This is a genomic window from Actinosynnema sp. NPDC004786, assembly GCF_053601135.1.
Genome location: NZ_JBSGBG010000032.1, coordinates 80,357 through 105,389, shown reverse-complemented (window position 1 = coordinate 105,389; position 25,033 = coordinate 80,357). Strand labels below are relative to the sequence as shown.

Below are 25,033 nucleotides of genomic sequence, written 5' to 3'. Positions count from 1 at the left end.
AAGCCGGCAGGCCTGGCGGGACGCTCTTCCCCGCCGGGCCTGCCGGCTTTGGCCTGCCCCGGGTACCCGTAAGGGCCCCATGTCAAATCGAGCCGGACCGCACCACCGAGTCACCACCCCGAACCCCGGCCCCCCGAACCCGGACCAACCTCACTCGCAAACCGGCAACAACTCCGGCCGCTTGGGCCGCAATCCGTCCCCCATCGACTCCCCGCGCAGCTGCCGCCCGATCCACGGCACCACGTGCTCCCGCGCCCACTTCAGGTCGTGCCGCCGCTGCGTCATCCAATCCTCACCGGCCAACGGTGGCCACGGGGTGTTCCACGCCTCCTCCGTCTCGAACCCCAACACCTGGGCCGCCCGCAACGCCACCCGCCGGTGCCCCTCGGGCGACAGGTGCAACCGATCCTCGCTCCACGCGCGCCGGTCGTGCAGCACGGTCATCGACCACAGGTCGACCACCTTGCAGTGGTACCGGTCCGCCACCGCCCACAGGTGGCTGTTGTAGATCGCGATCTTCCCGCGCAACGACCGCAGCAGCGGCGTGTGCTTCGGGTCGAACCCGGTGAAGATGAGCACCTCCGCGCCGGCCGCCCGCAGGTCGGCCACCGCGATCTCGTACACCTCGGCCAACGCGTCCGGGTCGCTGCCGGGCACCAGGATGTCGTTGCCGCCACCGCACAGCGTCACGAGCTTCGGCCTGAGCGACACCGCGAGCGGCACCTGCTCGTCCACGATCTCCTGGAGCATCTTGCCCCGGATCGCGAGGTTGGCGTACCGGAAGCCGCTCTGCCGCTGCGAGACCATCGCCGCCAGCCGGTCCGCCCACCCCACGTAGGTGCCGTTCGGCGCCGGGTCGTCCATGCCCTCGGTGAAGCTGTCCCCCACCGCGACGAAACTGTCCAGCCCCTCCATGCGTTACCTCCGCTCCACGCGGCACCCCCATGACCGCGCACGACAGCATGCAACGCCAACTCCGCCCTACGCCACCGTCGGTTGGCGACGCTGTTACCAAGGTGTCACTCGGTGGTGTGAACCAGTGTCGGCAATGGGTGATTCACCGCCTTTCACCCCGCCGGGTGCGGCACAGATCACTCCACCCCCTCACCGAAACCAACGCCACCCGGAAACCCGCCTCCGCCCCCTCACCCCACCGCCTCCCCCCTCACCCACCGTCGCCGACGCCTCACCCCACCGTCGCGCCCCCTCACCCCACCGCCGCCACCCACTCGCCCCGCAACCGCGCCTCCGCCCCCGCCGCCGCGCCCACCGCGTCCAACCCCAGCAACGCCGCCCCCACCACCGGCGGCACGTCCACCACCCGCACCCGCGCCGCGGGTGCGGACTCCCGCAGCCGTGCCGCGACCGCGTCGACCACCACCCCGCCCGTCCCGGTCAGCACACCGCCGCCGAGCACCACGTCCACCGGCTCGGCCAGCAGCCCCAACCGCGTCAGCGACACCCGCGCCAGGAGCACCACCTCCTCCACGAGCCGGTCCACCACCGACCGCGCCACCGCGTCACCGCCCGCCGCGACCTGGAACAGCAGCGGGCACAGCGGGTGCGGGTCGAACTCGACCAGCCCGAGGTGCAGCCGCTCGACCGCCTCCGCCACCGTCGCCGTGCCGTAGTGCGCGCGCACCGCGTCCAGCAACGCCGTCGGCTCGCCCCGCCCGTCCTCGGCCCGCACCGCGAGCCACAACGCCTCCGACCCGACCTGCCCGCCGCCGCCCCAGTCGCCCGAGATCCGCCCCAGCGCCGGGAACCGGTGCGTGCGCCCGTCCGGCGCGACCGCCACGCAGTTGATCCCCGCGCCGCACACCACGGCCACCCCGATCCCGTCGGACGTGCCCGCCCGGAGCAGCGCGAACGTGTCGTTGCCGACGACGGTCGTGGCCGACCACCCCCGCGCCTCGATGGCCGCGCGCAGGTCGTCCTCCTCCCGGGGCAGGTCCGCGCCGGCCAGGTACGCGGCGGTGTGCGCGGCGACCGGCTCGTCGGCGGCCAGCCCGGCCCGCCGCGCGAGGTCGCGCACCAGCCCGTCGAACACCTCCAGGCTCCGCGCCAGCCCCACGTTCTGCGCGGACGCGCCGGGCCCGCGCACCTGCGCGAGCACCCGGCCGTCCACGTCGACCAGCGCCATGGCCGTCTTGCTGTTCCCGCCATCCACGGCGAGCACCCGGTCCGTCACACCGTCCCCTTCGCCCACGGCAGGAAGTCCGCGTTGCGCGCCACCAGCTCGTCGGCCAGCCGTTCGGCGACCGCGTGCTGCCCGACCAGCGGGTGGGCGAGCAACGCGTCGGCCACCCGGTCGCGCCCGCCGCGCACCGCAGCCTCCAACGCCAGGTGCTCGTACGCCGTCACGTGCGCGATCAGCCCGGACACCGACGCCGGCACGGGCGGCACGGGCAGCGGTGTCGCGCCGCCGCCGTCCACCACCGCCGGCGCCTCGATCACCGCGTCCGCCGGCAGGAACGGCAGCGTGCCGCCGTTGCGCACGTTCACCACGTGCTGCTCCGCCCCCGCGCCCCCGGTCAACGCGTGCACCAGCTGCACGGCCGCCTCCGAGTAGTACGCGCCACCGCGCTGCGCGAGCTGCGCCGGCTTCGTCACGACGCCCACGTCGGCGTACAGGTCCAGCAGCTCCTTCTCCACCCCGGCCACCACCTCGGCCCGCGGCGGCTCGGTCTTCTGCCGCCGCACCACTTCGTCGTGCTCGTAGAAGTACTTCAGGTAGTACGACGGCACCATCCCCAACCGCCGCATCAGCGACGCGGGCAGGCCGATGTGCCCGGCCAGCGCGTCGGCGTGCCGGTCCAGCAGCTCGGGCAGCCGGTCCACGCCGTCGACGAACACGCCCGTCTCCCACGTCAGGTGGTTGAGCCCGACGTGCTCCAGCCGCACCGACTCCGGCTCCACGCCGAGCAGCGCCGACGTCCACCGCTGGAACGTGATCGCCACGTTGCAGAGGCCGACCGCCCGGTGGCCGTCGGCCAGCAGCGCCCGGGTCACGATCCCCACCGGGTTGGTGAAGTTCACGATCCACGTGTCGTCGCCCGCCACCTCCCGCACCCGCCGGGCGATGTCCAGCACGACCGGCACCGTGCGCAGCGCCTTGGCCAGCCCGCCCGCGCCCGTCGTCTCCTGCCCGACGCAGTCGCACGCGAGCGGGAACGTCTCGTCCGACGCCCGCGCCGCCTGGCCGCCCACCCTGAGCTGCACCAGCACCGCGGCCGCCCCGTCGACGCCCCGGTCCAGGTCGGAGGTGGTCGTCACCCGGGCCGGGTGGCCCGCGTGCGCCAGCAGGCGGCGCGCGAACGCGCCGACCACCTCCAGCCGCGCCGCGTCCGGGTCGACCAGCGCGATCTCGTCCACGGCGAGGTCGGTCCGCCGTCCCGCGATCCCGTCGACCAGCTCGGGCGTGTACGTCGACCCGCCGCCGACAACGGTGAGCTTCATCCCTTGACCCCCGTGAACGTGATGCCCCGGACGAAGGAGCGCTGCGCGAACGCGAACAGCGCCACCGCCGGGAGCATGATCAGCAACGTGACGGCCATGGCCAGGTTCCACTGCACGTGGTGCATGCCCTTGAACGAGGACAGCGCCAGCGACAGCGTCCACCGGTCCGGCCGCTCGCTGGTGTAGAGCAGCGGTCCGAAGTAGTCGTTCCACGTGTACAGGAAGCAGAACAGCGCGGTCGCCGCGATGCCCGGCCGCGCCATCGGCACCACGACCCGCAGCAGCGCCTGGAACTCCGTGCAGCCGTCCACCCGGGCCGCGTCCACATAGGACTGCGGAATGGTCAGGATGAACTGCCGCAGCAGGAACACGCTGAACGCGTCGAACAGGAAGTACGGCACGATCAGCGGCCACAGCGTCCCGGTCAGCCCCAGGCTCGACCACGTGTCGTACAGCGGCACGGCCACCACCTGCGGCGGCAGCATCATCGCGCCCACCACCAGCAGGAACACCACGTTCCGGCCGCGCCACCGCAGCTTGGCCAACGCGTACGCGGCCGGGATGGACGACACCAGCATCCCGGCCGTGGCCAGCAGCGAGTACAGCAGGCTGTTGCCCAGGTAGGTCAGCAGCGGGGCCTTGTCGAACACCTCGACGAAGTTCCCCCAGTGCCACTCGCGGGGCCACAGGTCCTCGGTGAACGCCTGGTCGTCCGACATGACCGCGGTCAGGAACACGAACACCACCGGCAGCGCGAACATCAGCCCGAGCGCCAGCCCCAGGCTGTGCACCGCGACCCAGTCCAGGCCCCTGCGCCAGTCGACCGGCCGGCGCGCGGCCGCGGTCGCCGTCACGACTCCTCCTGGTGCGTGGCCTTGCGCATCCGCTGCACCAGCAACGCGGTCGCCGCGAACGACACCACGAACAGCACCGTCGCCATCGCCGCCGCGTAGCCCATGTCGAAGTACCGGAAGCCCTGCGTGTAGAGCCACATCGGGAACGTCAGCGTCGAGTTCTCCGGGTAGCCCAGCACCTTGGTCGACCCGGTCACGTCGGCCGACCCGCTGGCCGCCGACCCGGCCACCACGGCCTGCGTGAACAGCTGCAGCGCCAGGATGATCGAGTTCACCACGCCGAACACCAGCACCGGCGAGATCGTCGGCAGCGTGATGTGCCACCACCGCCGCAGCGGGCCCGCGCCGTCCAGCTCGGCCGCCTCGTAGCGCTCCCGCGGCACGTCCAGGACCGCCGCCAGGATGATGATCATCAGGTCGCCGGACACCCACAGCACCACCGCCGCGATCCCCGGCTTGGCCCACGCCGGGTCGGCGAACCACAGCGGCCCCTCGACGCCGAACCAGCCGAGGAACGCGTCCAGCGGTCCTTCGTTCGGCCGCAGGACCAGGAAGAACACCAGCGTCGCGGCCACCGGCGGGGCCAGCGAGGGCAGGTAGCACAGGGTGCGCACCAACCCGACGCCCGACCTCAGCCGGGCGATCACCGACGCCACGCCCAGCGCGAACGCCACGCGGGCCGCGGTCAGCACCACGACGAACCACAGCGTGTTGTAGACCGCCGTGCGGAACAGCTTGTCGGAGACCATGTAGGCGTAGTTCTCCCAGCCGACCCACTCCGGCGGGTTGATCAGGTCGTACCGGGTGAACGAGAACCCGATCGTGGCGACCAGCGGGTAGCCGAAGAACAGGGCGAACCCCAGGCCCGCGGGCGCCAGGAACGCCAGCACGGTCAGGCGGTGACGGGCGCGGGCGCGGGACCGCCCCCTGGCCGGGGCGGTCCGCGCCGCGTCCACGCGCTCCAGCGTGGCCGTCATCCCTACTTGCCGCTCTTCGCGATCTGGTCGTCGATCTGCCGGTCGACCTCGGCCAGCCCCGCCATCAGGTCGGGCACCTTGCCCGCCTGCCAGGACGTGGCGAAGTCGCCGATCGCCTTGATGTGCGCGTCGCCGATGGGCGTGACCGGGTTGCCCTGGAGCTTGCCCGAGGTCGCCAGGTCGATGAACGTCCTGAAGTTCTCGTCCACCTCCAGGCGCGGGTCGGCCAGCGCGGCCTTCGTGCTGGGGATGTTCTTGATGCCGTTGGCGAGGGCGACGATCGTCCCCGTGTCGAACGACATGTGCTTGATCAGCTCCCACGCCGCGCCGGGGTTCTTCGCGCCCTTCGGGATGCCCATGATCGTCCCGGCGGTGAAGCCCGCGCCGTACAGCTCCGGCTTGCTCGTCGGGAACGGCGCGGTGCCGAACCGCACGTCCGGCGCCTGGTCCCGCAGGAACGCGGTGCGGTACTCGCCGTCGATCATCATGGCGATCTTGCGCCGGTGGAACGCGTGGTCGGTGGAGTACTGCTGGCCCAGCCCCGCGCGGAACCGCTCCAGCGCGTCGTAGCCGTAGAAGTCCACCAGCTCCTTCTGGAACCGCAGCATCTCGGCCCACTCGGGGCTCGCGAGCCCCGACTTGCCGTTCGCGGCCTCCCACTTCGCGCCGAAGTGCGGGGCCCAGATCTGCGGGTTGTTCGCGTAGAACGGCATGCTGGGCAGGAAGCCCGCGACCTCGATCGAGCCGTCCGGGGCGCGCTTGGTGGTGCGCTTGGCGAAGTCCAGCAGCTCGGCCGTGGTGCGCGGCGGCTCGGTGATGCCCGCCTCGGCGAGCATGTCCTTGTTGTAGTACAGCCCGTACACGTCGCTGAGCAGCGGCATCGCGCAGCGGACGCCCTTGTGCTCGGTGTAGGAGCGCACCGCGTCGGTGATCTGCCCGAGGTCCACCCCGTCCCGCTCGACGTAGGGCTTGAGGTCCTGGAACGAGCCGCTGGAGCAGAACTGGCCGATGTTGTCGGTGGTGAACGACAGGGCCACGTCCGGCGGGTTGCCGCCGCGGATGCCCGCGGTGATCTTGTCGTCGTCCTGGCTGCCCTCGTGCCTGATCTCGGCGTTGGGGAACTTCGCCTTGAAGCTCTCCAGGGCCTTGGTGACCTCGGCCTGCTCGCGGCCGGAGAAGTTGCTCCAGACGGTCAGGGTGAACGCGTCGTCCCGGCCCGGGGCCGCCGCGGGCCCGGACTGCCCGGTGGTCCGGCCGGAGCCCGCCGCGCAAGCGGTGAGGGACACCGCCGCGGCCACGACCAGCAACGCTGCGCGGTGGAACCGGCGCATGTGCTCTCCTTCATCTCGACGTGCCCGATGCGGTCGCGTCCTGGCGACGCGGGCCGCGGAACGGTTCGGTCGTGGCGGCGGGCAGACCGAACACCTGCTCCCTGACGACCGACAGCGCGGCGTGCAGCGCGCCGGAGCGCACCGGCTTCCCGGTCACCAGGGCGAGTTGGACGGGGGTGCGGGGCACCACCAGGCGGCGCAGCTCGGCCGCGACGAGGTCGGCCAGCGCCGTGCCGCCGGCCTGCGCGATCCCGCCGGACAGCAGCACCAGCTCGGGGTCGAGCACGGCGACCACGTTGGCCACGCCGGTCGCGATGCGGCGGGCCAGGTCGACCAGGAACTCCCGACCGGCGCGGCCCTCGCCGAGCGCCTTCTCCACGGCGGCCTGCCCGGTGCGCGCGGACACGCCGTGCGCGCGGGCCAGGCGGGCGATGCCGGGGCTGTCGAGCAGGTCGCCGTACCGGCTGCCGGCGCGGTCGGTGCCCGTGTCGGCGTGGGCGTGGTCGGGCACCCGCATGGCGTCGATCTCGCCCGCGCCGCCGGTCGCGCCGCGCAGCAGCACGCCGTTGACGACGACGGCCGCGCCCACCGCGTCCGCGGGCCAGAGCAGCACGAAGTCCTTCACCCCGACGGCCCGGCCGGCGACCATCTCCTCCAGCGCCACGAGGTTGACGTCGTTCTCGACCGTGACGGAGGTGTCGAGGAGGGCGGCCAGCTCCTCGGGGATGTCCTTGTCCGCCCAGCCGGGCATGTGGGGCGCGTAGTTGAGCCGGCCGGTCGCCGGGTCCACCGCGCCGGGGCTGCCGACGACGACGTGGTGCAGGGCGTCGGGCGTGAGGCCCGCCTGGGCGGCGGCCTTCGTGACCGCGCCGTGGAACGCGTCCAGCACGTCGGTCCTCGGCATGGGCGCGCGGTGCTCGGTCAGGGTGGTGCCGGAGATGTCGGCGATGGCGATGTCGACCGCGTCGGGGGTGAGGTCGATCGCGGCGACGTGGGCCAGCGCGCCGTTGACGGTCCACAGCTGCGCCCGCGGACCGCGTCCGCCGCCGCGCAGACCGTCGCGCAGGACCGTGCCCTCCTCCTCCAGGCGGGTCAGGAGCTGGGCGGTCGCCGGTTTGGACAGTCCGATCAGGCCCTCCAGCTCGGCCCTGGTCAGCGGGCCGTTGCGGAGCAGCGCCTCGATGGCGGCGCGGTCGTTGATCTCGCGCAGCAGCCTCGGGCTCCCGGCTCGCATCGGCACTCCTGTCTGTTAACTTTCCAGACGATTTCGTGGCGACGGTAGTGACGGGGCTCACGCGCGTCAATGGGCCGAGACGGGTCCGTTACCTGGGTTAGGTTGACCTAAGGCACCCTGGAGGCATGACCGACACGCGTCAGGAGTCGCTGGGGGCCCTGCTGGGCGGGCGGGGCGGTGCGCTGGACGCTTCGCTGCCGCCGTTGGCGTTCGTGCTGGGGTGGCTGCTGGGCGGGCACTCCGTGGCTGTGGGAGCGGCGGCGGCCGTCGGCACGGGCGTGGTGGCGGGCGTGGTGCGGGTGCTGCGCGGCGGTCGGCCGCGGGCGCTCCTGGTGTCGGTGGCCCTGGTCGTGCTGGCCGCGTACATCGCCCTGCAGACCGGCCGCGCCGAGGACTTCTTCCTGCTGCAGATCTTCCTGAACGCCGCGTCCGCGCTGGTGTGGGCGGCGTCCATCGTGGTCCGCTGGCCGTTGCTGGGCGTCGTGGTGGGCCTGCTCACGGGCCAGAAGTTCCGCTGGCGGCGTGACCCGGACCTGCTGCGCGCGTACCGCTACGCGTCCTGGCCGTGGGTGGGCCAGTACGTGCTGCGCGTCCTCGTGTTCGGCGCGCTGTGGCTGGCCGGCGAGGTCGTCCTGCTGGGCATCATGCGCGCCGCCCTGACCTGGCCGCTCCAGGTCGCGTGCGTCGCCGTGAGCTGGTGGGTCCTCCGCCGCACCCTCCCCTCCACCCACCCGGGCCTCCGCCACCCTCGAACCCCCTGACCAACCGCGCGTGTCCTACGTCCGGAACGCGCGTGTCCTACGTCGGGAACACCCGAGTTGACCATTCGGAACGGCTGACGCCGGGCAACGCCGCAGCCGACGCTGTTCCGAGCGTTCAACTCGGGGTACCGGAACGTAGGACACGCGCGTTCCCGGTGTAGGACACGCGTGGGGGTTAGGTGGGGCGGGGGGCGCGGTCGCCCAGGATCTTCACGGCGGCCAGCCAGGCGGCGCCGGCCGCGCCCTCGGTGGCGACGTGGATCGGCGCACGGGTGCGGGCGGCCAGTTCGGCGCGCAGCCGCGTGCCCAGGGGGTTGGCGTGGACCAGGCTGCCCATCAGCACGACGGGCGCGTGGTCGTCGGCCGGCCGCGCGGCCTCCGCCAGGTCCGCCAGCACGCGCACGGCCGACGTGACGATCCGCTCGGCCGACGGCGCGGTCGCGTGCGCCGTCACGAGCGGCGCGTACGCGGCCAACGCGATCGGAGCCGCCTCGTTCGCCACGGTGATCAGCCGACGCCACCGCTCACGGCGCGGCAGGTCCGGGATCGCGGCACGCGCCAGCACCGCGGTCGTCATCTCGTCCAGCCCGTCCCGCTCCAACGCGGCCAGCGTCGCCCGCACCGCCTCCCGGCCCAGCCAGAACGCCGACCCCTCGTCACCGAGCAGCCACCCGTACCCGCCCGCCGTCGACACCAGCTCGTGGTGCTCGATCCGGGCCGCGATCGACCCCGTCCCGGCCACCAGCACGGTGCCGTCGGGCGACGCCGTCCCGGTCGCGAACGCCGCCTCGCAGTCCGTGATCACCCGCAGCGGGCACCGCAGCCCCGCACCGCTCCACGCCGCCTCGAACAACGCCGCCACCGCCGGGTCGGTCAGCTTGCTCGACCCCGCCATGCCCAGCACCCCGGACTCGACCTTCGCCGGGTCCAACCCGTCCAACGCCGCCGTCAACGCCTGCCGCACGTGCGCGGCGGCCACCTCCGGCGGGTGCGAGTTGGGGTTCGCCCCGCCCGCCACGCCCGCGCCCAGGCGGCTGCCGTCCAGGTCGAGCACCAGCGCGCGGGTGCTGGTGCCGCCCGCGTCCAGACCAACCACGAAACCCATTCGCCCGAGTATGCCCAGCACGCACCGGGTCCGGCACACCCAACCGGGTTGAGCCGGACCTGGCTCTCGGTGACCGGCGATCAGCGCGGAGCGAGCACCTGGACCCGGTCGCCCGACGCGTTGTGGTGGTGCAGCAGGAGCAGGCTGCCCGCCGCCGCACCGTCGCCGCGCCGCACCCGCAGCACCGCCCCCTCCCGCGCCACGAACGACACCGGGCCCTCGACCGCGAGCCCCGGCCGCAGCGGGTCGAACGCCGGCAGCCCGTCGAGCCGGTCCACGACCTCCTCCGCGTTCCCCGGCGCGGGGTAGTTCCCGGTCGTCACGACGCTGTACGCCAGGGGCGCGGAGCCCGCCGCCGGGTCGATGCCCAACGCGGTCAACGCCACCGGCAGCACGACCACGTCGCTGTCCATCAGGTTCGTGTCGACGTCGCCGTACTGCCCGTTCAGCGGCTGCTCGTCCACCACCGCGCCGTCGGCCACCCGCACGGTCCGCGCGAGCCACACGTCCGCCGTCACGACGCCGCCCGAGGTCGGCTTCACCGCCTGCACCACGTAGTCGTGCGCGCCGTCGAGGTCGGTGTCGACCCGGACCTCCGGGCTGGTGGCGATGCCGAGCGTCACCCAGTTCCGCCAGGTCGCCACGCCGAACGCGAGCATCCCGTCCGCCGCCGCCGCGCCGACGTGCCGCAGGTCGCCACCCCGGGCCGACGCGGTGACGGCGCACCCGGCCTGCACGTCGCCCGCGCAGTCGGGCAGCTCGGGGCTGGAGCCGTGCAGCTCGACCGCGCTCACCAGCGACCGGTACGCCTCGTCCCCCTCGCCCTGGTCCAGCGCGCGTCCCTCCAGCACCAGCGTGCCGTCGCCCCGGTCGACCGCCTCCACGTCGGCGACCGGTTTCGGCGCGGCGTACACCGGCACCCGCACGACCAGGTCGCCCGACCGCACCAGCACCCGTCCCGACGTCTCGGCCAGGAACTGCCGCGCCACGCCCGCGTGCCGCTTCTCCACCGTCGGGTCGGCCACCTTCCGCAGCCGGTCGGGCGTGACGGTCAGCGTCACGTCCACCGTGCGCGTCCCGCCCGGCGGCACGACCAGCGTCGGCGGCCACACCTCGACCTCCGCGCCGGGCACGGTGGTCGCCGCCTCGTAGCGCACCGCCGCGGTCCGGACCCGGGACGACTTGTTGACCACCTTCACCGTCTTGCGCGCGGTGAGCGGCGACCCGGCCTCGACCGGCCCGAACGACACGCCCACCACGCCGGGGTCGTCGGCCACCATCGCGAGCAGGTCCACGCCGACCGCGTCGAGCGCGTCGACCCGGCCCGCGCCGACCCGCATGGGCGCTTCGGGCGTGCCGGTGGTGTGGTCGTCGCCGTCGGTCACCTCGCCGGACGCGGTGTTCATGATCGCCGCCTTGACCTCCTCGACCGTCCACTCCGGGTGCGCCTCGCGCACGAGCGCGGCGATGCCGGCCACGTGCGGCGCGGACATCGACGTGCCGCCCATGCCCAGCGACCCCGTGCCGGTGCCGAAGTCCGCGGACACGATCGTGTCGCCGGGGGCGGCCACGTCCGGCTTGGCCGCCGAACGGCCGCGCGACCCGCGCGACGAGGTCGGCGTCATCGTGTCGGCGAGGTTCGGCGTCATCGTGGGCACGGACGAGCGCAGCGAGCCGAGCATCCGCACCCGGAGCGTGCCGTCGGCCAGCGCGGGCCGCACCGCCTCGGTCGAGGCCCGGGTGAACTGGAACACCGGGATGCCCGCGTTGCCCGCGATGGCCGCCTTGAACGTCCCGCCGGTCGCGGTGAGCAGCACGCCCTCCGCGCCGGCCGCCTGGGCGTTGTCGGTCCGCACGGCCGACCCGCACGCGCGGGTGGCGTCGTCCTCGTCCCACTCCAGCCACACGAACCGGCCCGCGAGGTCGTCCGCGATCGGGGCGCAGCCGTCGAGGTTCGCCGGGTCCGACACGGGCACGACCGGCCGCTCCAGGTCCAGCGCGGGGTAGCCGGTGTAGTCGCGGCTGTACTGGCCGGGCCGGGCCTCGCCGCCGACCTCGACGCCGTCGAGCACCGAGAACGCGTCCCGCGTGTTGGCCACGGCCAGCGCCTCGGGCGTGTTCGCGGGCGACCCGCCGACGTCGTAGAAGTCCCCGCCGTTGCCCGCGGACGCGACCACGACCACGCCGTGCTCCACGACCTTGCGCACGAACAGGCTGTCCGGGTCGTCCTGGCCGCCGAAGTCGCCGCCGAGCGACAGGTTGACCACGTCGAGGCGGTCGCCGAAGTCGCCGTCGCCGTTCGGGTCGAGCGCCCAGTCCAGCGCGGGGCCGACGAGCGCGGTGGCGCCGGTGCAGCCGAACACCTTCAACGCGTACAGCGACGCCTTCGGCGCGACGCCGGGCCCGATCCCCAGGCCGGTCAACGCCTCGGGCGTCAACGCGGAGTAGTCGCCGTCGAACGTGGTGCCGTCGGCGTTCTCGCCGTACCCGGCGGCGGTGCCGGCGACGTGCGTGCCGTGGCCGTGGCAGTCCATCGGGTTCGGGTCGGGCACGGGCACGGCGTGCTCCGGCCGGTCCGAGTCGTAGGCGTCGCCCGCGAAGTCGTGGCCGCCGACGACCTTCGCGGTCGGCGTCCACGGCGCGGTGCGGTCGACGGCCTCGTAGGCGGCGGTGGTGCCGGGGCCGCCGAAGTCGGCGTGCGTGTAGTCGACGCCGGTGTCCACGATGCCGATGCGCAGCCCGTCGCCGAGGCGGCCGGTGTCCTGCCAGACCCGGGAGGCCCGCGTCAGCCCGACCGCGCCCGCGTTGGCGACGTGCTTCGACACGGTCGGCCGGACGGTCCTGACCTCGGGCAGCGCGGCCAGCTCGCGCAGGCTCGCCGCGTCGGCGGTCACCACCACGCCGGGCACCGCGTTGCGGGTCGACGCGACGCGGCGCGCGCCCGCGTCCCTGCCGAGCAACGCCCGCACCACCCGGTCCGCCTGCGCGTCCGCGAGCAGCCGCGCCGACCGGGCCGCCGCCACCGGGTCGCCCACGCCGCGCGCCTTCTGCGCCCCGTACGCCTCGGCGGCCGGGATCGTGGCCAGCTCGACGAACGCCGTGATCGGACCTTCGGCCCGCGCCAGGGCCGCGCCGACCCGTTCGGACGAGCCCGTGCCCGTGCGGTGGTCCGTGCGGTTCGGCGGCAGCGGCTCGGCGTGCGGGTCGGCCGACGCGGGGCTGCCGACGAGGAGCGCGCCGAGCAGCGCGGCGGCGGTGGCGGAGGCCCGCACCGCGCGGTGGTGGTTCATCGCGACCCTTCGGGGACGGGGATCATCGGACCCCTGGACGGGGGCCGGCGGAGCGCTGCGCACCCGGGGCGCCGACCGGCCGCGGGAGTCACCCGTGCCGCCGCTCGCCACGGCCGCCTCCGCCGGAACATGATCTTCTCGGTGGCCGGGCGGGTCCGCGACCCGAACCGGTTCACGGTCCTCCGGCCGGGTGACGGCGGGGGACGTGGCGGACCGACGGTCCGGGTGGACGCGAGCTGGAGGAGGAGCGGTGGGCGAGTTCGAGGGACTGGTCGCGGTGGTGACGGGCGGCGCGTCGGGCATCGGCCTGGCGACGGCGCGGCTGCTGGCGGCGCGGGGCGCGACCGCGGTGGCGCTCGACCTGGAGCCGCGGGTCGACCCGCCGGTGCACGGGATCCGGGCGGACGTGACCGACGACGCGTCGGTGCGGGCCGCGGTGGACGAGGTGGTCGGGCGGTTCGGCCGGCTCGACGTGCTGGTGAACAACGCGGGCGTCGGCGCGCAGGGCGACGTGACCGCGAACCCGGACGAGGAGTGGCGGCGGGTGCTGGACGTGAACGTGCTCGGCATGGCGCGGGTGGCCCGTGCCGCGCTGCCGCACCTGCGGCGCTCGCCGTCGGCGGCGATCGTGAACACGGGTTCCATCGCGGCGTGGGCGGGGTTGCCGCAGCGGGCGCTGTACTCGGCGAGCAAGGGGGCGGTGCACGCGTTGACGCGGGCCATGGCCGCGGACCACGTGCGCGAGGGCATCCGGGTGAACGCGGTCGCGCCCGGCACGGCGGACACGCCGTGGATCGGCCGGCTGCTCGACTCCGCCCCGGACCCGGCCGCCGAGCGGGCCGCCCTGGAGGCGCGGCAGCCGCACGGGCGGCTGGTCTCGGCGGACGAGGTCGCGGGCGCGATCGCCTACCTGGCGGGCCCGCTGTCCGGCTCCACCACCGGCACCGTCCTGGCCGTCGACGGCGGCATGCACGGCCTGCGCCTGCGCCCCCGCCCCTAACCCCGCGTGTCCTACCCCCAGAACGCGCGTGTCCTACGTTCGCGTCGCGTGAGTCCTACGTTCAGGACGCGTGAGTCGTACGTTCGCGTCGCGTGAGTCCTACGTCCAGGACACCCGAATTCCACGCTCGGAACGGTCAGGCCAGGTCGGAGAGCCACTGCTCGACCCCGGCCACGTGCACCGTCGACCACGAGCGGGCGAGTTCGGGCTGGTGGGCGGCCAGGGCGTCGACGATGGCGCGGTGCTCGGCAACGGTCCGGTCCACCGCGCCGCCCTGCGTGATGCCACGCCAGATGCGCACCCGCACGGTCGGGCCGGCGAGGGTGTCGAGCAGCCGGGCGAGGTAGGCGTTGCCCGACCCCTGGGCGATGGCGCGGTGGAACGCCAGGTCGTGCTCGACCAGCTCCTCCACCGACCGGGCCGACTCGGCCGCGTCGCACAGCGCCCGCAACGCCGCCACCTCCTCGGCCCCGACGCGCTGCGCCGCCATCGCCGCGGCGGCCGGTTCGAGGATGCGCCGCACCTGCAGGACCTCCAGCACGGAGTCCTCGCCCCGGTGCAGGTCGAGCACGAACGACAGCGCGCCGAGCAGGTCGTCGGCCCGCAGGCTGGACACGTACGTCCCGTCGCCCTGCCGCACGTCCAACACCCTGACCAGCGACAACGCCTTGACCGCCTCACGCAGCGAGTTCCGCGACAGGCCGAGCCGCTCGGCGAGGTCCGCCTCGCGCGGCAGCCGGTCGCCCGGCTTCAGCTCGCCCGAGACGATCATCTCCTTGACGCGCAGGATCGCGTCGTCGGTAACTGCCACGGCGGTCCTCGACTCGTCAGCTAGACCTCGGATGTCTGACGCCAAGTATGGGCCACGCCGGAACGCCGCGCGGCAGCCCTCGCCGTGCGGCGAAACATTCACCCAACGCTAGTCTATTCGGTTATCTTATAACCACACGTGACGGCGTCCGCCACTTCCGGCCATAATGGTCTGGACCATTTGAGGAGGGACCTTGGACACGGTTGTCGCAGCTCCGCGAGCACTGCTCGGTCGGACCATCACCGGTCCCGTCAGCCTGAGGTTGCGGGCAGGCCGGATCGTGGAGGTCGTCGCGGGCTCACCGCCCGACGGCGCCGAGGTGCTGACCGACGGCCTGCTCACCCCGGGCCTGGTGGACGTGCAGGTCAACGGGGCGGTCGGCGTCGACTTCGCCGAGGTGGACCCCGAGGGCATGGCCGCGGTCGCGAGAGCGCTCCCACGAACGGGGGTGACCCGGTTCCTGCCGACGTTGATCACCGCGCCGGTGCCGGTCGCCGTGCGCCAGGCGCACGCCGTGCTGGCGGCGTCGGCGACCCTGCCGGAGGGCGCGGGCGCCAAGCCGCTGGGCGTGCACCTGGAGGGGCCGTTCCTGTCGCCGAAACGCGCGGGCGTGCACGACCCGGCGCTGATGGTGCCGCCGGGGCCGGCCGAGATCGACGTGCTGCTGGACGACGAGGTGCTGCGCCGCGCGCTGCGCATGGTGACGCTCGCGCCCGAGCAGCCGGGCGGCATGGAGGCCGTGCGCAGGCTGGCGGCGGCGGGCGTGCTGGTCGCGGTCGGGCACAGCGACGCGACGGGCGAGCAGACCCGTGCGGCCGCCGAGGCGGGCGCGCGCATGGTGACGCACCTGTTCAACGCGCAGCGCCCGCTGGGGCACCGCGAGCCGGGCGTGCCCGGCGTGGCGCTGGTGGACGACCGGTTCACGTTGGGCCTGATCGCGGACCTGGCGCACGTCGGCCCGGACGTCTGCCGGCTCGTGTTCAACGCCGCCGGCCACCGGGTCGCGCTGGTCACGGACGCCGTGGCGGCCGCCGGCATGCCGCCCGGCCGGTACCAGCTCGGCGGCGCGGACGTGCTGCTGACCGAGGACGGCGTGCCGCGGTCGCCGGAGGGCACGATCGCGGGCAGCGCGCTGACCCTGGACCGGGCCGTGCGCAACATCGTGTCGGTGGGCGTGGACCCGGCGGACGCCCTGGCGTCGGCGACCATCGTCCCGGCCGACGTGATCGGCGAGCCGACGTTGGGCCGGTTGGAGGTCGGGGCCGTGGCCGATCTCGTCTGGTGGGACGACGACCTGCGGCCGCGCAAGGTCTGGGTCGACGGCGAGGTCGTGTTCGACGCCGCGTACCAGGACGCCCCGGTCGGCCTGGCCGCCGCGGGCCAGTAGCCGCACCGACGAAAAGGCCCGAGGGGTGCACCCCCTCGGGCCTTTCGCGTGTTCCGAGCGTTGAACTCGGGTGTCCCGAACGTACGACACACGCGACGCGAACGTACGACACGCGCGACGCGAACGTAGGACTCTCGCGTTCCGAACGTAGGACACTCGCGTTCCGGAGGTAGGACACTCGCGTCCCGGAGGTAGGACACGCGGGGGTCAGCGGGTTTTGGTGACCTTGTTCAGGCCGCGCGGGCTGTCGGGGTCGCCGCCGCGGGCCAGCGCGAGGCCGTGGGCCAGGCGCTGGACCGGCAGGATCTCCAGGATCGGGGCGACCTCCTCGGCGGTCTCCGCGACCGGGATCCGCAGCGCGGCGGGCACCCCGCCCGCCGCCGAACCCACCGCGAGCACGTCCGCGCCCCGCCCGTGCACCACGTCCAGCACGTCGCGCAGCGCGTCACCGCCCTTGCCCGCGCTCGTCACGGCCAGCACCGCGGTCTCCGCGTCCACCGCCGCCACGGGCCCGTGCAGCAGGTCCGCCCCGCTGTACGCCCGCGCCGCCAGGTAGGACGTCTCGGCCAGCTTCAACGCCGACTCCAACGCCGTCGGCAGCGAGTAGCCGCGCCCGGTCGTCAGCACCCGGTCCACGAACCGGTACCGCCGCACGGCCTCCGCCACGGCCTCCTCCGACCCGTCCAGCGTCGACTGGGCCAGCTCGCCCAGCCGCGCCGCGGCCGACCCGTCACCGCCCCGGATCGCGTCCACCAGCAGGTACAGCGCCAGCAGCGTGGCCGAGTACGTCTTGGTGGCCGCCACCGCGCGCTCCACGCCCGCGCCGACGTCCACCGACAGCTCCGCCGCCCCGTTCAGCGGCGACGACGCCGTGTTGGTCACCGCGACCGTGAGCGCGCCCCGCGCCCGCGCCGACTCGGTGACCTCCAGCAGGTCCGGCGACCCGCCCGACTGCGACACCGCGACCACCAGCACGTCCCGCAGGTCGGGTTGCGCGCCGTACAGCGTGGTCGTGGACGGCGACACCAGCCCGGCGGGCAGCTCCAGCAGCACCTCGGTCAGGTACTTGGCGTACAGCGCCGCGTGGTCGCTGGACCCGCGCGCCGCCAGCAGCACGAACCGCGGCCGCCGCTCGGCGATCACCGAGGCGACCGCCGCGATGGCGTCCCGCCGCGCGTGGAGGTCGGCGAAGATGCCGGGCTGCTGGCCGATCTCGGCCGCCATGTGCCTGCCGGGCTGGTGGTCGGTCATCGGGGTTCCCCTGTCGGTTCAGGTCTGGAGGGCGGCGGCGAGGCGCTCGGCCGCGGCCCGCAGGCACACCCGGGCGCCGCCGTGGGTGTCCACGCGGGCGTCGGCGCCCAGGTCAGGGCCCGGCACGCCGGTCTCGACGTGCACAAGGTCTAGACCAATAGTAGCGAGTGAGGACACCAGCCCGCGAGCCCACGGGTGGCGGTGTGCCTCACGCGTCACCACGACGACCGGACGACCCGCCGCCCGCGCGGCGATCTCCTCGGCCGACGTCGCCGGCGTGGACGCCACCACCTCGGTGCCCGGCACCAGCTCCGCCAGGTACGGCCCCAGGCCCCACGGCACGTCGCCGACCGCGATCGACGGCTCCACCGCGAGGTCCACCACCACCGGCGGCCCGGACAACGCCAGTGTGCCGCGCACCTCCAGCGCCCGCCGTGCCGCGACCAGGCCCAGCTCCGCGTCGTGCGCGTCCACGGCCGCCGCCGGCGCGCCCAGCGCGGCGGTCCGCCGGGCCGCCTCCTCCAGCCGCGCCACCGGCAGCGCGCCCGACTCCACGGCGGCCACGATCCGGTCGACCAGCCACCGCAGCCCGTCGTCGTCCAGCGGCTCGCCGCCCAGGCACAACGCGTCCACGCCGGCCGCCAACGCCCGCACGGACCCCTCCGCGAGGTCGCCGCCCACGGCCTTCATGTCCAGGCCGTCGGTGATGACCGCCCCGGTGAACCCCAGCTCCTCCCGCAGCACGCGCACCGCCCGCGGGTTGAGCGTGGCGGGCTCGTCGCCCCACTCCGGCACGACCAGGTGCCCGGTCATGACCGACCGCACCCCCGCCCGCACGGCCGCCCGGAACGGCTCGAACTCCACCTCGGCCAGCTCCGCCACCGTCCGCGGCAGCACCGGCAACGCCGCGTGCGAGTCCACCGTGGACGCGCCGTGGCCGGGGAAGTGCTTGGCGCACGCGGCCACGCCCACCGCCTGCATGCCCTCCACGAACGCCGCCACGTGCGCGCCCGCCGCCACCGGGTCCGACCCGAACGACCGCACGCCGATCACCGGGTCCTCCAGCGTCAGCACGAGGTCGGCCGACGGCGCGAGGTTCAGGCTCACCCCGCACGCCGCCAGCCGCGCCGCCATCGACGCCGCCACCGCCCGCGTGAGCCCGACGTCGTCCGCCGCGCCCAGCGCGTGGTTGCCCGGCACCTCCGACCCGCGGCCGGCGTCGAGCCGGGTGACGTCGCCGCCCTCCTCGTCGATGCCGATCACGACGTCGGCGCGCACACCCCGCAACTGCGCGCTCAACGCGGTGACCTGGGCGTCGTCCACCACGTTCCGCCCGAACAGCACGACACCGCCCAGCCCGTCGGCGACGCGGTCCAGCAGCCAGTCCGGCGCGGTGGCGCCGTGGAACCCCGGCAACAGCACACCCGACGCGAGCCGGTGCAACGACATGCGGCCCTACCCCTTCACCGCACCGGCGGTGACACCGGTGACCATCTTGCGCTGCACGATCAGGAAGAACACCAGCACCGGCAGGGTGAACAGCGCGGACGCGGCCATCGCGCCACCCCAGTCGGTGCCGAACTGCGTCTGGAACCCCGACAGCCACACCGGCAGGGTCTCCTTGGTCTGGTCCTTGACGAGCGACAGCGCGAACAGGAACTCGTTCCACGCGGTCACGAACGCGAACACCGACGTGGCCACCAGGCCCGGCCCGAGCAGCGGCAGCGTGACGCGGCGGAACGCGCCCCACCGGCCGCAGCCGTCGACCATCGCCGCCTCCTCCAGCTCCAGCGGGATGCCGTTGACGAACCCGCGCAGCGTCCACGCGCAGAACGGCAGCGTCACCGCGAAGTAGATCAGCGCCAGCGCGGGCAGCCGGTCCAGCAGGTCGAGGTCGCGCATCATGAGGAACATCGGGATCAGCAGCGCCTCGAACGGCGCCATCTGCGCGATCAGCAGCAGCATCACGAAGCCCTTGCGGCCGCGGAACCGCATCCGGGCCAGCGCGACCGCCGCCAGCACGCCGATCACCACCGCCGCCAGCACCGCGCTCAACGACACCAGCAGGCTGTTGCCCAGCGCGTTGAGGAACCCGGGCTTCGTCCACGCGGTGGCGAAGTTCGAGCCCGTCACGGAGAACGGGATCAGGTCGTAGCCGGTGGACAGCAGGTCCTTGCGCGGCTTGAGCGCCGTGGACACCATCCAGTAGGTCGGGAACGCGAAGAACAGCGCCACGACCAGCGCGACGACGTTGGCGGAGACCTTTTTCGCGGTCACAGCTCGCCCTCCTGGGATCGGATGAGCCTGCGCAGGTACTGGAAGGTCAGCAGCGCGAGCAGCGCCACCATCACCACGGACACCGCGGCGGCCACGCCGAAGTGGCTCTTGGAGATGCCCTCCAGGTACTGGTAGACGGGCAGCGTGGTGCTGCCGCCGTCCGGGCCGCCCTTGCGCATCGCCCAGACCTGCGTGAACACCTTGAAGTCCCACAGCAGCGACAGGAACGTCACCATCAGCAGCAGCGGCCGCAGCTCCGGCCACGTCACCGCGCGGAACGTCTGCCACGCCGACGCCCCGTCGATGCCCGCCGCCTCGTACTGGTCCTTCGGGATCCCGATGGCCCCGGCGTAGAGCGAGAACGCCAGGAACGGCACGGCCTGCCACACGATCAGCAGCCCGATCACCGCCAGCGTCGAGGTGCCGGTCGAGAACCACGAGTAGCCGGCGAACCCGTCGAAACCCAGCTTGACCAGGGTCTTGTTGAGGATGCCGTACTGCTGGTCGAAGATCCACTGGTAGACCGTGGTGGCCGCGAGCAGCGGCATCGCCCACGCCAGCAGCATCGCGACCTGCAGCACGATCCGCACGGCGGTGCCGGTCTGCCGCATCAGCAGCGCGATCAGCAGGCCCGCGAGGACCGACACGACCACGACGAGCGCGGTGAACACCACCGAGCGCACCGCGATGACCCAGAACTCCGGGTCGCCGAGGATCTCCGCGTAGTTGTCCAGACCGACCCACACGACCTCGCCGCGGGTCAGCTCGCGCAGGTTCAGCTCGCGGAAGCTGGTGACCAGCACGGACAGGACGGGCCAACCGATCAGCCAGAGGATGGCCACCACGGCGGGGGCCAGCAGCAGGTAGGGCAGCACCCGGTCGAAGGCGCTGCCCCGACGGCGCGGCGCGCCGTCCGGTGCGGCACGCCGCGGTGCCGACGAGGAGTTCGTCGGCACCGCGGCGTCGGTCGTGTGCACGGCCGTCATGCGATCGTCATCCGCCCAGCGTCTTCGACAGCGCGGCGTTGGCGTCGGACGTGGCCGCGTCGAGCGGCTTCGCGCCGGTCAGGTACGCGGTCAGCATGTCCTTCAGCGGGTTCTGGCCCGCCTCGACCGCGGCCCACGACGGCGTGGTCGGGGTGACCTTGCCGTTCGGGGCGGACTCGGCCAGCGCCTTGCCGATCGGGGTGGTGGCGAGCTTCGAGGTGTCGGTCGAGGTGCCCGGCACCGCGCCGCCCTCGGCCAGCATGTCCTGGTACTTCGCCGAGCTGAGCAGCTTCAGGTACTCGGTGGCCAGGTCGCTGTTCTTGCTGCCGGCCGGGATGGCGAGGTTCGAGCCGCCGAGGAACACCGGGGCGGTCTTGCCCGCGGTCTTGGACGGGATCGGGAACGCCGCGGTCTTGTCCTTCAGGTCCGGGTTGGCCTTGACGGCGCCCGCCAGCTCCCACGGCAGGCCGATCATCATGCCGATCTTGCCGGTGCCGAAGACCTCCATCTGCTGCGGCGTGGCCTCGTCGGCGTCCTTCGGCGCCTTGGTGCCGGAGACGTCGACCAGCTTCTTGTAGAACTCGAGGCCGGCCTTGGCCTCCGGGGTGTCGAGCGCGCCGGCCCAGGCTGAGCCCTGCGGCTTGGCGACGTCGCCGCCCTCGTCCCAGATGAACGACAGCAGCACGTACCACGACTGGCCGGGCAGGTAGAGGGGCTGGAAGTCCGGGTCGGCCGCGTTGGCGGCCTTCAGCTTCTCGATCGCCGAGACCCACTCGTCACGCGACTTCGGCGCGGCGGTGACGCCCGCGGCCTCGAACAGGTCGGTCCGGTAGATGACCGTGCGGTTCGCGGCGTAGAACGGCAGGCCGTACTGCTTGCCGTCCCAGGTCAGCGAGTCCTTGAGGCCGCCGAGCCACTGGTCGCCGTTCAGCTCGCCCGCCTTGTCGCTCAGGTCGAGCAGCGTCTCCTCGGCCGCGAACTTCGCCGTCTGGGTGTTGCCCAGCTCGATGACGTCCGGCGGGTTGTTGCTGGTCAGAGCGGTGGTCAGCTTCTCCTGGATGCCGTTCCACTTCTGGATCTCGTACTTGACGGTGACGCCGGGGTGCGAGTCCTGGAACTCCTTGTGCAGCGCGTCGGTCAGGGTGGTCGGCGCCGAGCCGTCCATCAACCAGACCGTCAGCGTCTTGGGTTCACCGGAGTCGCCGCTGCCGCTGTCGGCCTTGGTGCCACATCCGGCCACGGCCACCGCGAGTGCGGCGGCACCTACGGCCAGTCCTCTCCAGCCCTTCACGTTGTGCGCCCTTTCCCCATGCCCCGATCGCGACGACCGGAACGCCAAAGTGGTGTAGACCAATGCGGCCTAGAGTGTGCCTCACCACAGGGCATGTCAAGGCCGTTGCTGGACCGTTGCAAAGTCATCGGACCAATTTCCCGGGTCTTGTCGGGGGTTCGGGCGCACGATCCGACGAGGACAAGGCATCCTGTGTCCGGGAGCGCCGGCATTGTCGGATGGTGGCAAGGGGCGAGGAGGAAGGCATGCTCGAGACGAGCCCTGCGACTGGCGTGGACGCCAGGACCCGCGCGCAGCGCGAGCCGAAGTACTGGGGACTCAAGCGGCACCTGCTCGACCTCCTGCGCGCGCTGCCACCGGGGTCGCCGATCCCGACGGAGCGGTCGCTGGCGGCGGAGTTCGACGTGTCGCGCACGACGGTGCGGCAAGCGCTTGCCGAACTCACCGTGGAAGGCCGGTTGCTGCGCGTGCAGGGCAAGGGCACGTTCGCCGCGGAACCCAAGGTGGCGCAACGGCTCCAGCTCTCCTCGTACACAGAGGACATGAAGGCCCAGGGGCGGCAGCCGTCGTCCCGGCTGATCGAGGCGTCGGAGATGCCCGCGGAGGCGGAGCTGGCCCGGCTGCTCGGCGTGCGGGCGGGCGCGAAGGTGCTGCGCCTGCACCGCCTGCGGCTGGCCGACGGCGAGCCGATGGCGATCGAGACCACGCACCTGGCGCTGGGCCGGTTCCGCGGGCTGCGGCGCTACCTCGCGCCGGGGGCGTCGCTGTACCAGGTGCTGCGGGAGCGGTTCGGGGTCGAGATGGGACACGCCGAGGAGACCATCGAGACGGCCCTCGCGTCGCCGGAGGAGGCCGAGTTGCTCGGCGCGGACATCGGCCTGCCGATGCTGCTGCTGTCGCGGCACTCGTTCGACACGGAGGGCAACCCCGTCGAGTGGGTGCGGTCGGTGTACCGGGGCGACCGGTACAAGTTCGTGGCGACGCTGAACCGGCCGGCGGACTAGTCGCGCGCCGCCGTCCGGTCCGCGTTCGGGCCGGGCGGCGGTCGTGTCGGGGACCGGCGCCACTTGTCCCGACCTCATCACACGGGCGGCGCGGGAATGGGCGCTGGGCGTGATCCGACGCCGTGTTCCGACGGTGTGGAAACCTTGTCCCCGGCGTCCTTCGCGGAACGCGGAAGAATCGATCCCCGCGTGCTGTCGAGCCGCGATCCGGCGTCGTAGGACGTGGGCCTGTCCGCGCCGACGGGGCGGCCCGGGTCGTCGCCCACCTGCACGGTTCCTGCCCCTCGCCGGCGGACGCGAGCCGCGACGGGCACCGCGGAAAACCCCTCACCGCGCAGCGGGATCCCCGTTCACCCGCGCCACGGAAATCACCCGGCGCGGAATCGCGCCGGTGCGCCTGCCGTCGGTGTGCCCGGTGCGGTTTCCCCCGCGCCCCGAATTCCGCCAGGGGTACCCCGCCCGGGGGGACCCCTGTTCTTCATACTGCCGGCCGGCGCCGACGGTGCGGGAGTGGTCCGCTCCGGCCTGTGGACAACTCGGGGAGCAGAATGGGTCGGTGACCGAGACGGTGGTGTGGGGCACGGGACGGGCCAGGGCCGTGCTGGCGACGACCATCCTGGGCTCGGGCATGGCGATGCTGGACAGCACCATCGTCAACGTCGCCCTGCCCCGGATCGGCGCGGAGCTGGGGGCGTCGGTCGCCGGGCTCCAGTGGATCCTCGACGGCTACCTGCTGGCGCTGGCCTCGCTGATCCTCGTGGCCGGCTCGCTGGGCGACCGGTACGGCCGCCGCCGGGTCTTCACGTTCGGCGTCCTCTGGTTCGGGGCCGCGTCACTGCTCTGCGGGCTCGCGCCGACCACCGAGCTGCTCGTCGCCGCCCGCGTCCTGCAGGGCATCGGCGGCGCGCTGCTCACGCCCGGCTCGCTCGCCATCCTGCAGTCGGTCTTCGCCCGCGCCGACCGGTCCCGCGCGATCGGCGCGTGGTCCGGCCTGTCCGGCGTCGCCACGGCCGTCGGGCCGCTGCTCGGCGGGCTGCTGGTGCAGGCGTGGTCGTGGCGGCTCGCGTTCCTGGTCAACCTGCCGGTCGCGGCGGTCTGCGTGTGGCTCGCCCGCCGGCACGTGCCCGAGTCCCGCGACGAGTCCCTCACCGGCCACCCGAACGTCGGCGAGTCCGTGATCGGCGCGGTGGGCCTCGCGGGCGTCACCGGCGCGCTGGTCGAGGCGCCGGTCCGCGGCGCGGACGCGCTCGTGCTCACGGCCGGGGCGCTGGGGGTCGCGGGGCTGGTGGCGTTCGTGGTGGCGCAACGGCGCGGCCGCGACCCGCTCGTGCCGCCCCGGCTGTTCGCCGACCGCACGTTCGTCCTGGCCAACGCGCTGACCTTCCTGGTCTACGCGGCGCTGGGCGGGGTGATGGTGCTGATGGTGCTGCAACTGCAGGTGTCGCTGGGCTACTCGCCGACCGCGTCCGGCCTGGCGAGCCTGCCCATCACGCTGATCATGCTGGCGCTGTCGGCGCGGTCCGGGGACCTCGCCCAGCGCATCGGGCCGCGCGCCCAGCTGGTCGCGGGTCCGGTGCTGATCGGCGTCGGCATGCTGCTGCTGCGGCGGGTCGAGCCCGGGGCCGGCTACTGGACCGGCGTGCTGCCCGGCCTGCTCGTGTTCGGCTTCGGCCTGGCGGCGGTGGTCGCGCCGGTGACGGCGACCGTGCTGGCCGCCGCCCCGGACCGGTACGCGGGGGTCGCCTCGGGCGTCAACAACGCGGTCGCCCGCACCGGCAGCCTGGTCGCGGTGGCCGTGCTGCCGGCCGTGGCGGGCCTGACCGGGGACCGGTACGCCGACCCGGCCGCGCTCACCGAGGGCTGGCAGCGGGCCCTGCTGGTGTGCGCGGTCGCGTCGGTGGTCGGCGGGCTGCTGGCCGTCGGCACGGACAACCGCGTGCTCCGGGCGACCCCGGACGCCCACGAGTGCCACAGCTGCCCGGTCGACGGCCCGCCCGCGCACGTGCGCGACTGAC

At 73.7% G+C, this 25,033-nt stretch carries 20 protein-coding genes; 5 read left to right on the top strand and 15 right to left on the bottom strand.

The window, feature by feature from the left end; genetic code table 11:
- Positions 1-150 precede the first annotated feature (150 nt).
- The 7 genes from ACWEFJ_RS26020 to ACWEFJ_RS25990 all read right to left on the bottom strand — a co-directional run bounded on the left by ACWEFJ_RS26020 (position 151) and on the right by ACWEFJ_RS25990 (position 7,855).
- Entirely contained in the window at positions 151-915 is a 765-nt protein-coding gene (locus tag ACWEFJ_RS26020; RefSeq protein ID WP_378083811.1) for an SGNH/GDSL hydrolase family protein, read from the bottom strand.
- Between the two features lie 292 nt (positions 916-1,207).
- Positions 1,208-2,191, bottom strand: a complete 984-nt coding sequence (locus tag ACWEFJ_RS26015) for an N-acetylglucosamine kinase (protein ID WP_449715336.1) — start codon at positions 2,189-2,191, stop codon at positions 1,208-1,210.
- Entirely contained in the window at positions 2,188-3,459 is a 1,272-nt protein-coding gene (locus tag ACWEFJ_RS26010; protein WP_378083808.1) for a 6-phospho-beta-glucosidase, read from the bottom strand. Before ACWEFJ_RS26010 ends, ACWEFJ_RS26015 begins: the two co-directional genes overlap by 4 nt.
- Entirely contained in the window at positions 3,456-4,313 is an 858-nt protein-coding gene (locus ACWEFJ_RS26005) for a carbohydrate ABC transporter permease (protein ID WP_378083807.1), read from the bottom strand. The genes ACWEFJ_RS26010 and ACWEFJ_RS26005 overlap by 4 nt, the downstream gene beginning before the upstream one ends.
- Complete coding sequence (locus ACWEFJ_RS26000; RefSeq protein WP_449715335.1) at positions 4,310-5,290, bottom strand: carbohydrate ABC transporter permease; 981 nt, start codon at positions 5,288-5,290, stop codon at positions 4,310-4,312. The genes ACWEFJ_RS26005 and ACWEFJ_RS26000 overlap by 4 nt, the downstream gene beginning before the upstream one ends.
- A gap of 2 nt (positions 5,291-5,292) precedes the next feature.
- Complete coding sequence (locus ACWEFJ_RS25995; RefSeq protein ID WP_378083802.1) at positions 5,293-6,621, bottom strand: ABC transporter substrate-binding protein; 1,329 nt, start codon at positions 6,619-6,621, stop codon at positions 5,293-5,295.
- 10 nt (positions 6,622-6,631) lie between these two features.
- Positions 6,632-7,855 carry an ROK family transcriptional regulator gene (locus ACWEFJ_RS25990; RefSeq protein WP_449715334.1) on the bottom strand — a complete coding sequence of 408 codons (1,224 nt, stop codon included), beginning with the start codon at positions 7,853-7,855 and terminating at the stop codon, positions 6,632-6,634.
- A 125-nt stretch (positions 7,856-7,980) separates the two neighbouring features.
- On the opposite strand from ACWEFJ_RS25990, the gene ACWEFJ_RS25985 reads away from it, so the two are divergent.
- Positions 7,981-8,616 carry a DUF3159 domain-containing protein gene (locus ACWEFJ_RS25985; protein ID WP_378083800.1) on the top strand — a complete coding sequence of 212 codons (636 nt, stop codon included), beginning with the start codon at positions 7,981-7,983 and terminating at the stop codon, positions 8,614-8,616.
- 175 nt (positions 8,617-8,791) lie between these two features.
- Here ACWEFJ_RS25985 and ACWEFJ_RS25980 read toward each other — a convergent pair whose 3' ends face one another.
- Entirely contained in the window at positions 8,792-9,721 is a 930-nt protein-coding gene (locus ACWEFJ_RS25980; protein WP_449715333.1) for an N-acetylglucosamine kinase, read from the bottom strand.
- 80 nt (positions 9,722-9,801) lie between these two features.
- Positions 9,802-13,011: a S8 family serine peptidase gene (locus tag ACWEFJ_RS25975; protein ID WP_449715332.1), complete on the bottom strand. Its 3,210-nt coding sequence runs from the start codon at positions 13,009-13,011 to the stop codon at positions 9,802-9,804.
- Positions 13,012-13,261: 250 nt separating this feature from the next.
- Between ACWEFJ_RS25975 and ACWEFJ_RS25970 the strand changes: the two genes are divergently transcribed.
- Positions 13,262-14,011: an SDR family NAD(P)-dependent oxidoreductase gene (locus tag ACWEFJ_RS25970; protein ID WP_449715331.1), complete on the top strand. Its 750-nt coding sequence runs from the start codon at positions 13,262-13,264 to the stop codon at positions 14,009-14,011.
- A 136-nt stretch (positions 14,012-14,147) separates the two neighbouring features.
- On the opposite strand, the gene ACWEFJ_RS25965 is transcribed toward ACWEFJ_RS25970, so the two are convergent.
- A complete protein-coding gene (locus ACWEFJ_RS25965) occupies positions 14,148-14,822 on the bottom strand; it encodes a FadR/GntR family transcriptional regulator (protein ID WP_378083793.1) in 675 nt (224 codons plus the stop codon).
- 193 nt (positions 14,823-15,015) lie between these two features.
- Between ACWEFJ_RS25965 and nagA the strand changes: the two genes are divergently transcribed.
- Positions 15,016-16,209, top strand: coding sequence for an N-acetylglucosamine-6-phosphate deacetylase (nagA, locus tag ACWEFJ_RS25960; RefSeq protein ID WP_378083791.1), 1,194 nt, complete (start codon positions 15,016-15,018; stop codon positions 16,207-16,209).
- 207 nt (positions 16,210-16,416) lie between these two features.
- On the opposite strand, the gene ACWEFJ_RS25955 is transcribed toward nagA, so the two are convergent.
- Genes ACWEFJ_RS25955 through ACWEFJ_RS25935 form a run of 5 tightly spaced genes read right to left on the bottom strand, consistent with a single transcriptional unit; the run spans position 16,417 to position 22,014 of the window.
- Positions 16,417-17,460 (bottom strand): SIS domain-containing protein, encoded by a 1,044-nt coding sequence (locus tag ACWEFJ_RS25955; RefSeq protein WP_449715330.1) that lies wholly within the window; start codon positions 17,458-17,460, stop codon positions 16,417-16,419.
- Positions 17,461-17,478: 18 nt separating this feature from the next.
- Positions 17,479-18,909, bottom strand: coding sequence for a glycoside hydrolase family 3 protein (locus ACWEFJ_RS25950; protein ID WP_378083788.1), 1,431 nt, complete (start codon positions 18,907-18,909; stop codon positions 17,479-17,481).
- A gap of 6 nt (positions 18,910-18,915) precedes the next feature.
- The gene (locus ACWEFJ_RS25945; protein ID WP_449715329.1) at positions 18,916-19,737 is read right to left on the bottom strand and encodes a carbohydrate ABC transporter permease; all 822 of its coding nucleotides are present in this window, start codon (positions 19,735-19,737) and stop codon (positions 18,916-18,918) included.
- Entirely contained in the window at positions 19,734-20,723 is a 990-nt protein-coding gene (locus ACWEFJ_RS25940; RefSeq protein WP_378083783.1) for a carbohydrate ABC transporter permease, read from the bottom strand. The genes ACWEFJ_RS25945 and ACWEFJ_RS25940 overlap by 4 nt, the downstream gene beginning before the upstream one ends.
- 7 nt (positions 20,724-20,730) lie before the next feature.
- Positions 20,731-22,014 (bottom strand): sugar ABC transporter substrate-binding protein, encoded by a 1,284-nt coding sequence (locus tag ACWEFJ_RS25935; protein WP_449715328.1) that lies wholly within the window; start codon positions 22,012-22,014, stop codon positions 20,731-20,733.
- A gap of 245 nt (positions 22,015-22,259) precedes the next feature.
- Between ACWEFJ_RS25935 and ACWEFJ_RS25930 the strand changes: the two genes are divergently transcribed.
- Together ACWEFJ_RS25930 and ACWEFJ_RS25925 are read left to right on the top strand one after the other, a co-directional pair.
- Positions 22,260-23,018, top strand: a complete 759-nt coding sequence (locus tag ACWEFJ_RS25930; protein WP_073887006.1) for a GntR family transcriptional regulator — start codon at positions 22,260-22,262, stop codon at positions 23,016-23,018.
- A 556-nt stretch (positions 23,019-23,574) separates the two neighbouring features.
- Positions 23,575-25,032 (top strand): MFS transporter, encoded by a 1,458-nt coding sequence (locus ACWEFJ_RS25925; RefSeq protein WP_449715327.1) that lies wholly within the window; start codon positions 23,575-23,577, stop codon positions 25,030-25,032.
- The last annotated feature ends 1 nt before the right edge of the window (position 25,033 follow it).

Coding starts and splice junctions, on each gene's coding strand:
- ACWEFJ_RS26020 (WP_378083811.1), bottom strand. CDS start 915: ATGGAGGGGCTGGACAGTTTCGTCGCGGTGGGGGACAGCTTCACCGAG.
- ACWEFJ_RS26010 (WP_378083808.1), bottom strand. CDS start 3,459: ATGAAGCTCACCGTTGTCGGCGGCGGGTCGACGTACACGCCCGAGCTG.
- ACWEFJ_RS26000 (WP_449715335.1), bottom strand. CDS start 5,290: ATGACGGCCACGCTGGAGCGCGTGGACGCGGCGCGGACCGCCCCGGCC.
- ACWEFJ_RS25995 (WP_378083802.1), bottom strand. CDS start 6,621: ATGCGCCGGTTCCACCGCGCAGCGTTGCTGGTCGTGGCCGCGGCGGTG.
- ACWEFJ_RS25990 (WP_449715334.1), bottom strand. CDS start 7,855: ATGCGAGCCGGGAGCCCGAGGCTGCTGCGCGAGATCAACGACCGCGCC.
- ACWEFJ_RS25985 (WP_378083800.1), top strand. CDS start 7,981: ATGACCGACACGCGTCAGGAGTCGCTGGGGGCCCTGCTGGGCGGGCGG.
- ACWEFJ_RS25980 (WP_449715333.1), bottom strand. CDS start 9,721: ATGGGTTTCGTGGTTGGTCTGGACGCGGGCGGCACCAGCACCCGCGCG.
- ACWEFJ_RS25975 (WP_449715332.1), bottom strand. CDS start 13,011: ATGAACCACCACCGCGCGGTGCGGGCCTCCGCCACCGCCGCCGCGCTG.
- ACWEFJ_RS25955 (WP_449715330.1), bottom strand. CDS start 17,460: ATGACCGACCACCAGCCCGGCAGGCACATGGCGGCCGAGATCGGCCAG.
- ACWEFJ_RS25950 (WP_378083788.1), bottom strand. CDS start 18,909: ATGTCGTTGCACCGGCTCGCGTCGGGTGTGCTGTTGCCGGGGTTCCAC.
- ACWEFJ_RS25940 (WP_378083783.1), bottom strand. CDS start 20,723: ATGACGGCCGTGCACACGACCGACGCCGCGGTGCCGACGAACTCCTCG.
- ACWEFJ_RS25930 (WP_073887006.1), top strand. CDS start 22,260: ATGCTCGAGACGAGCCCTGCGACTGGCGTGGACGCCAGGACCCGCGCG.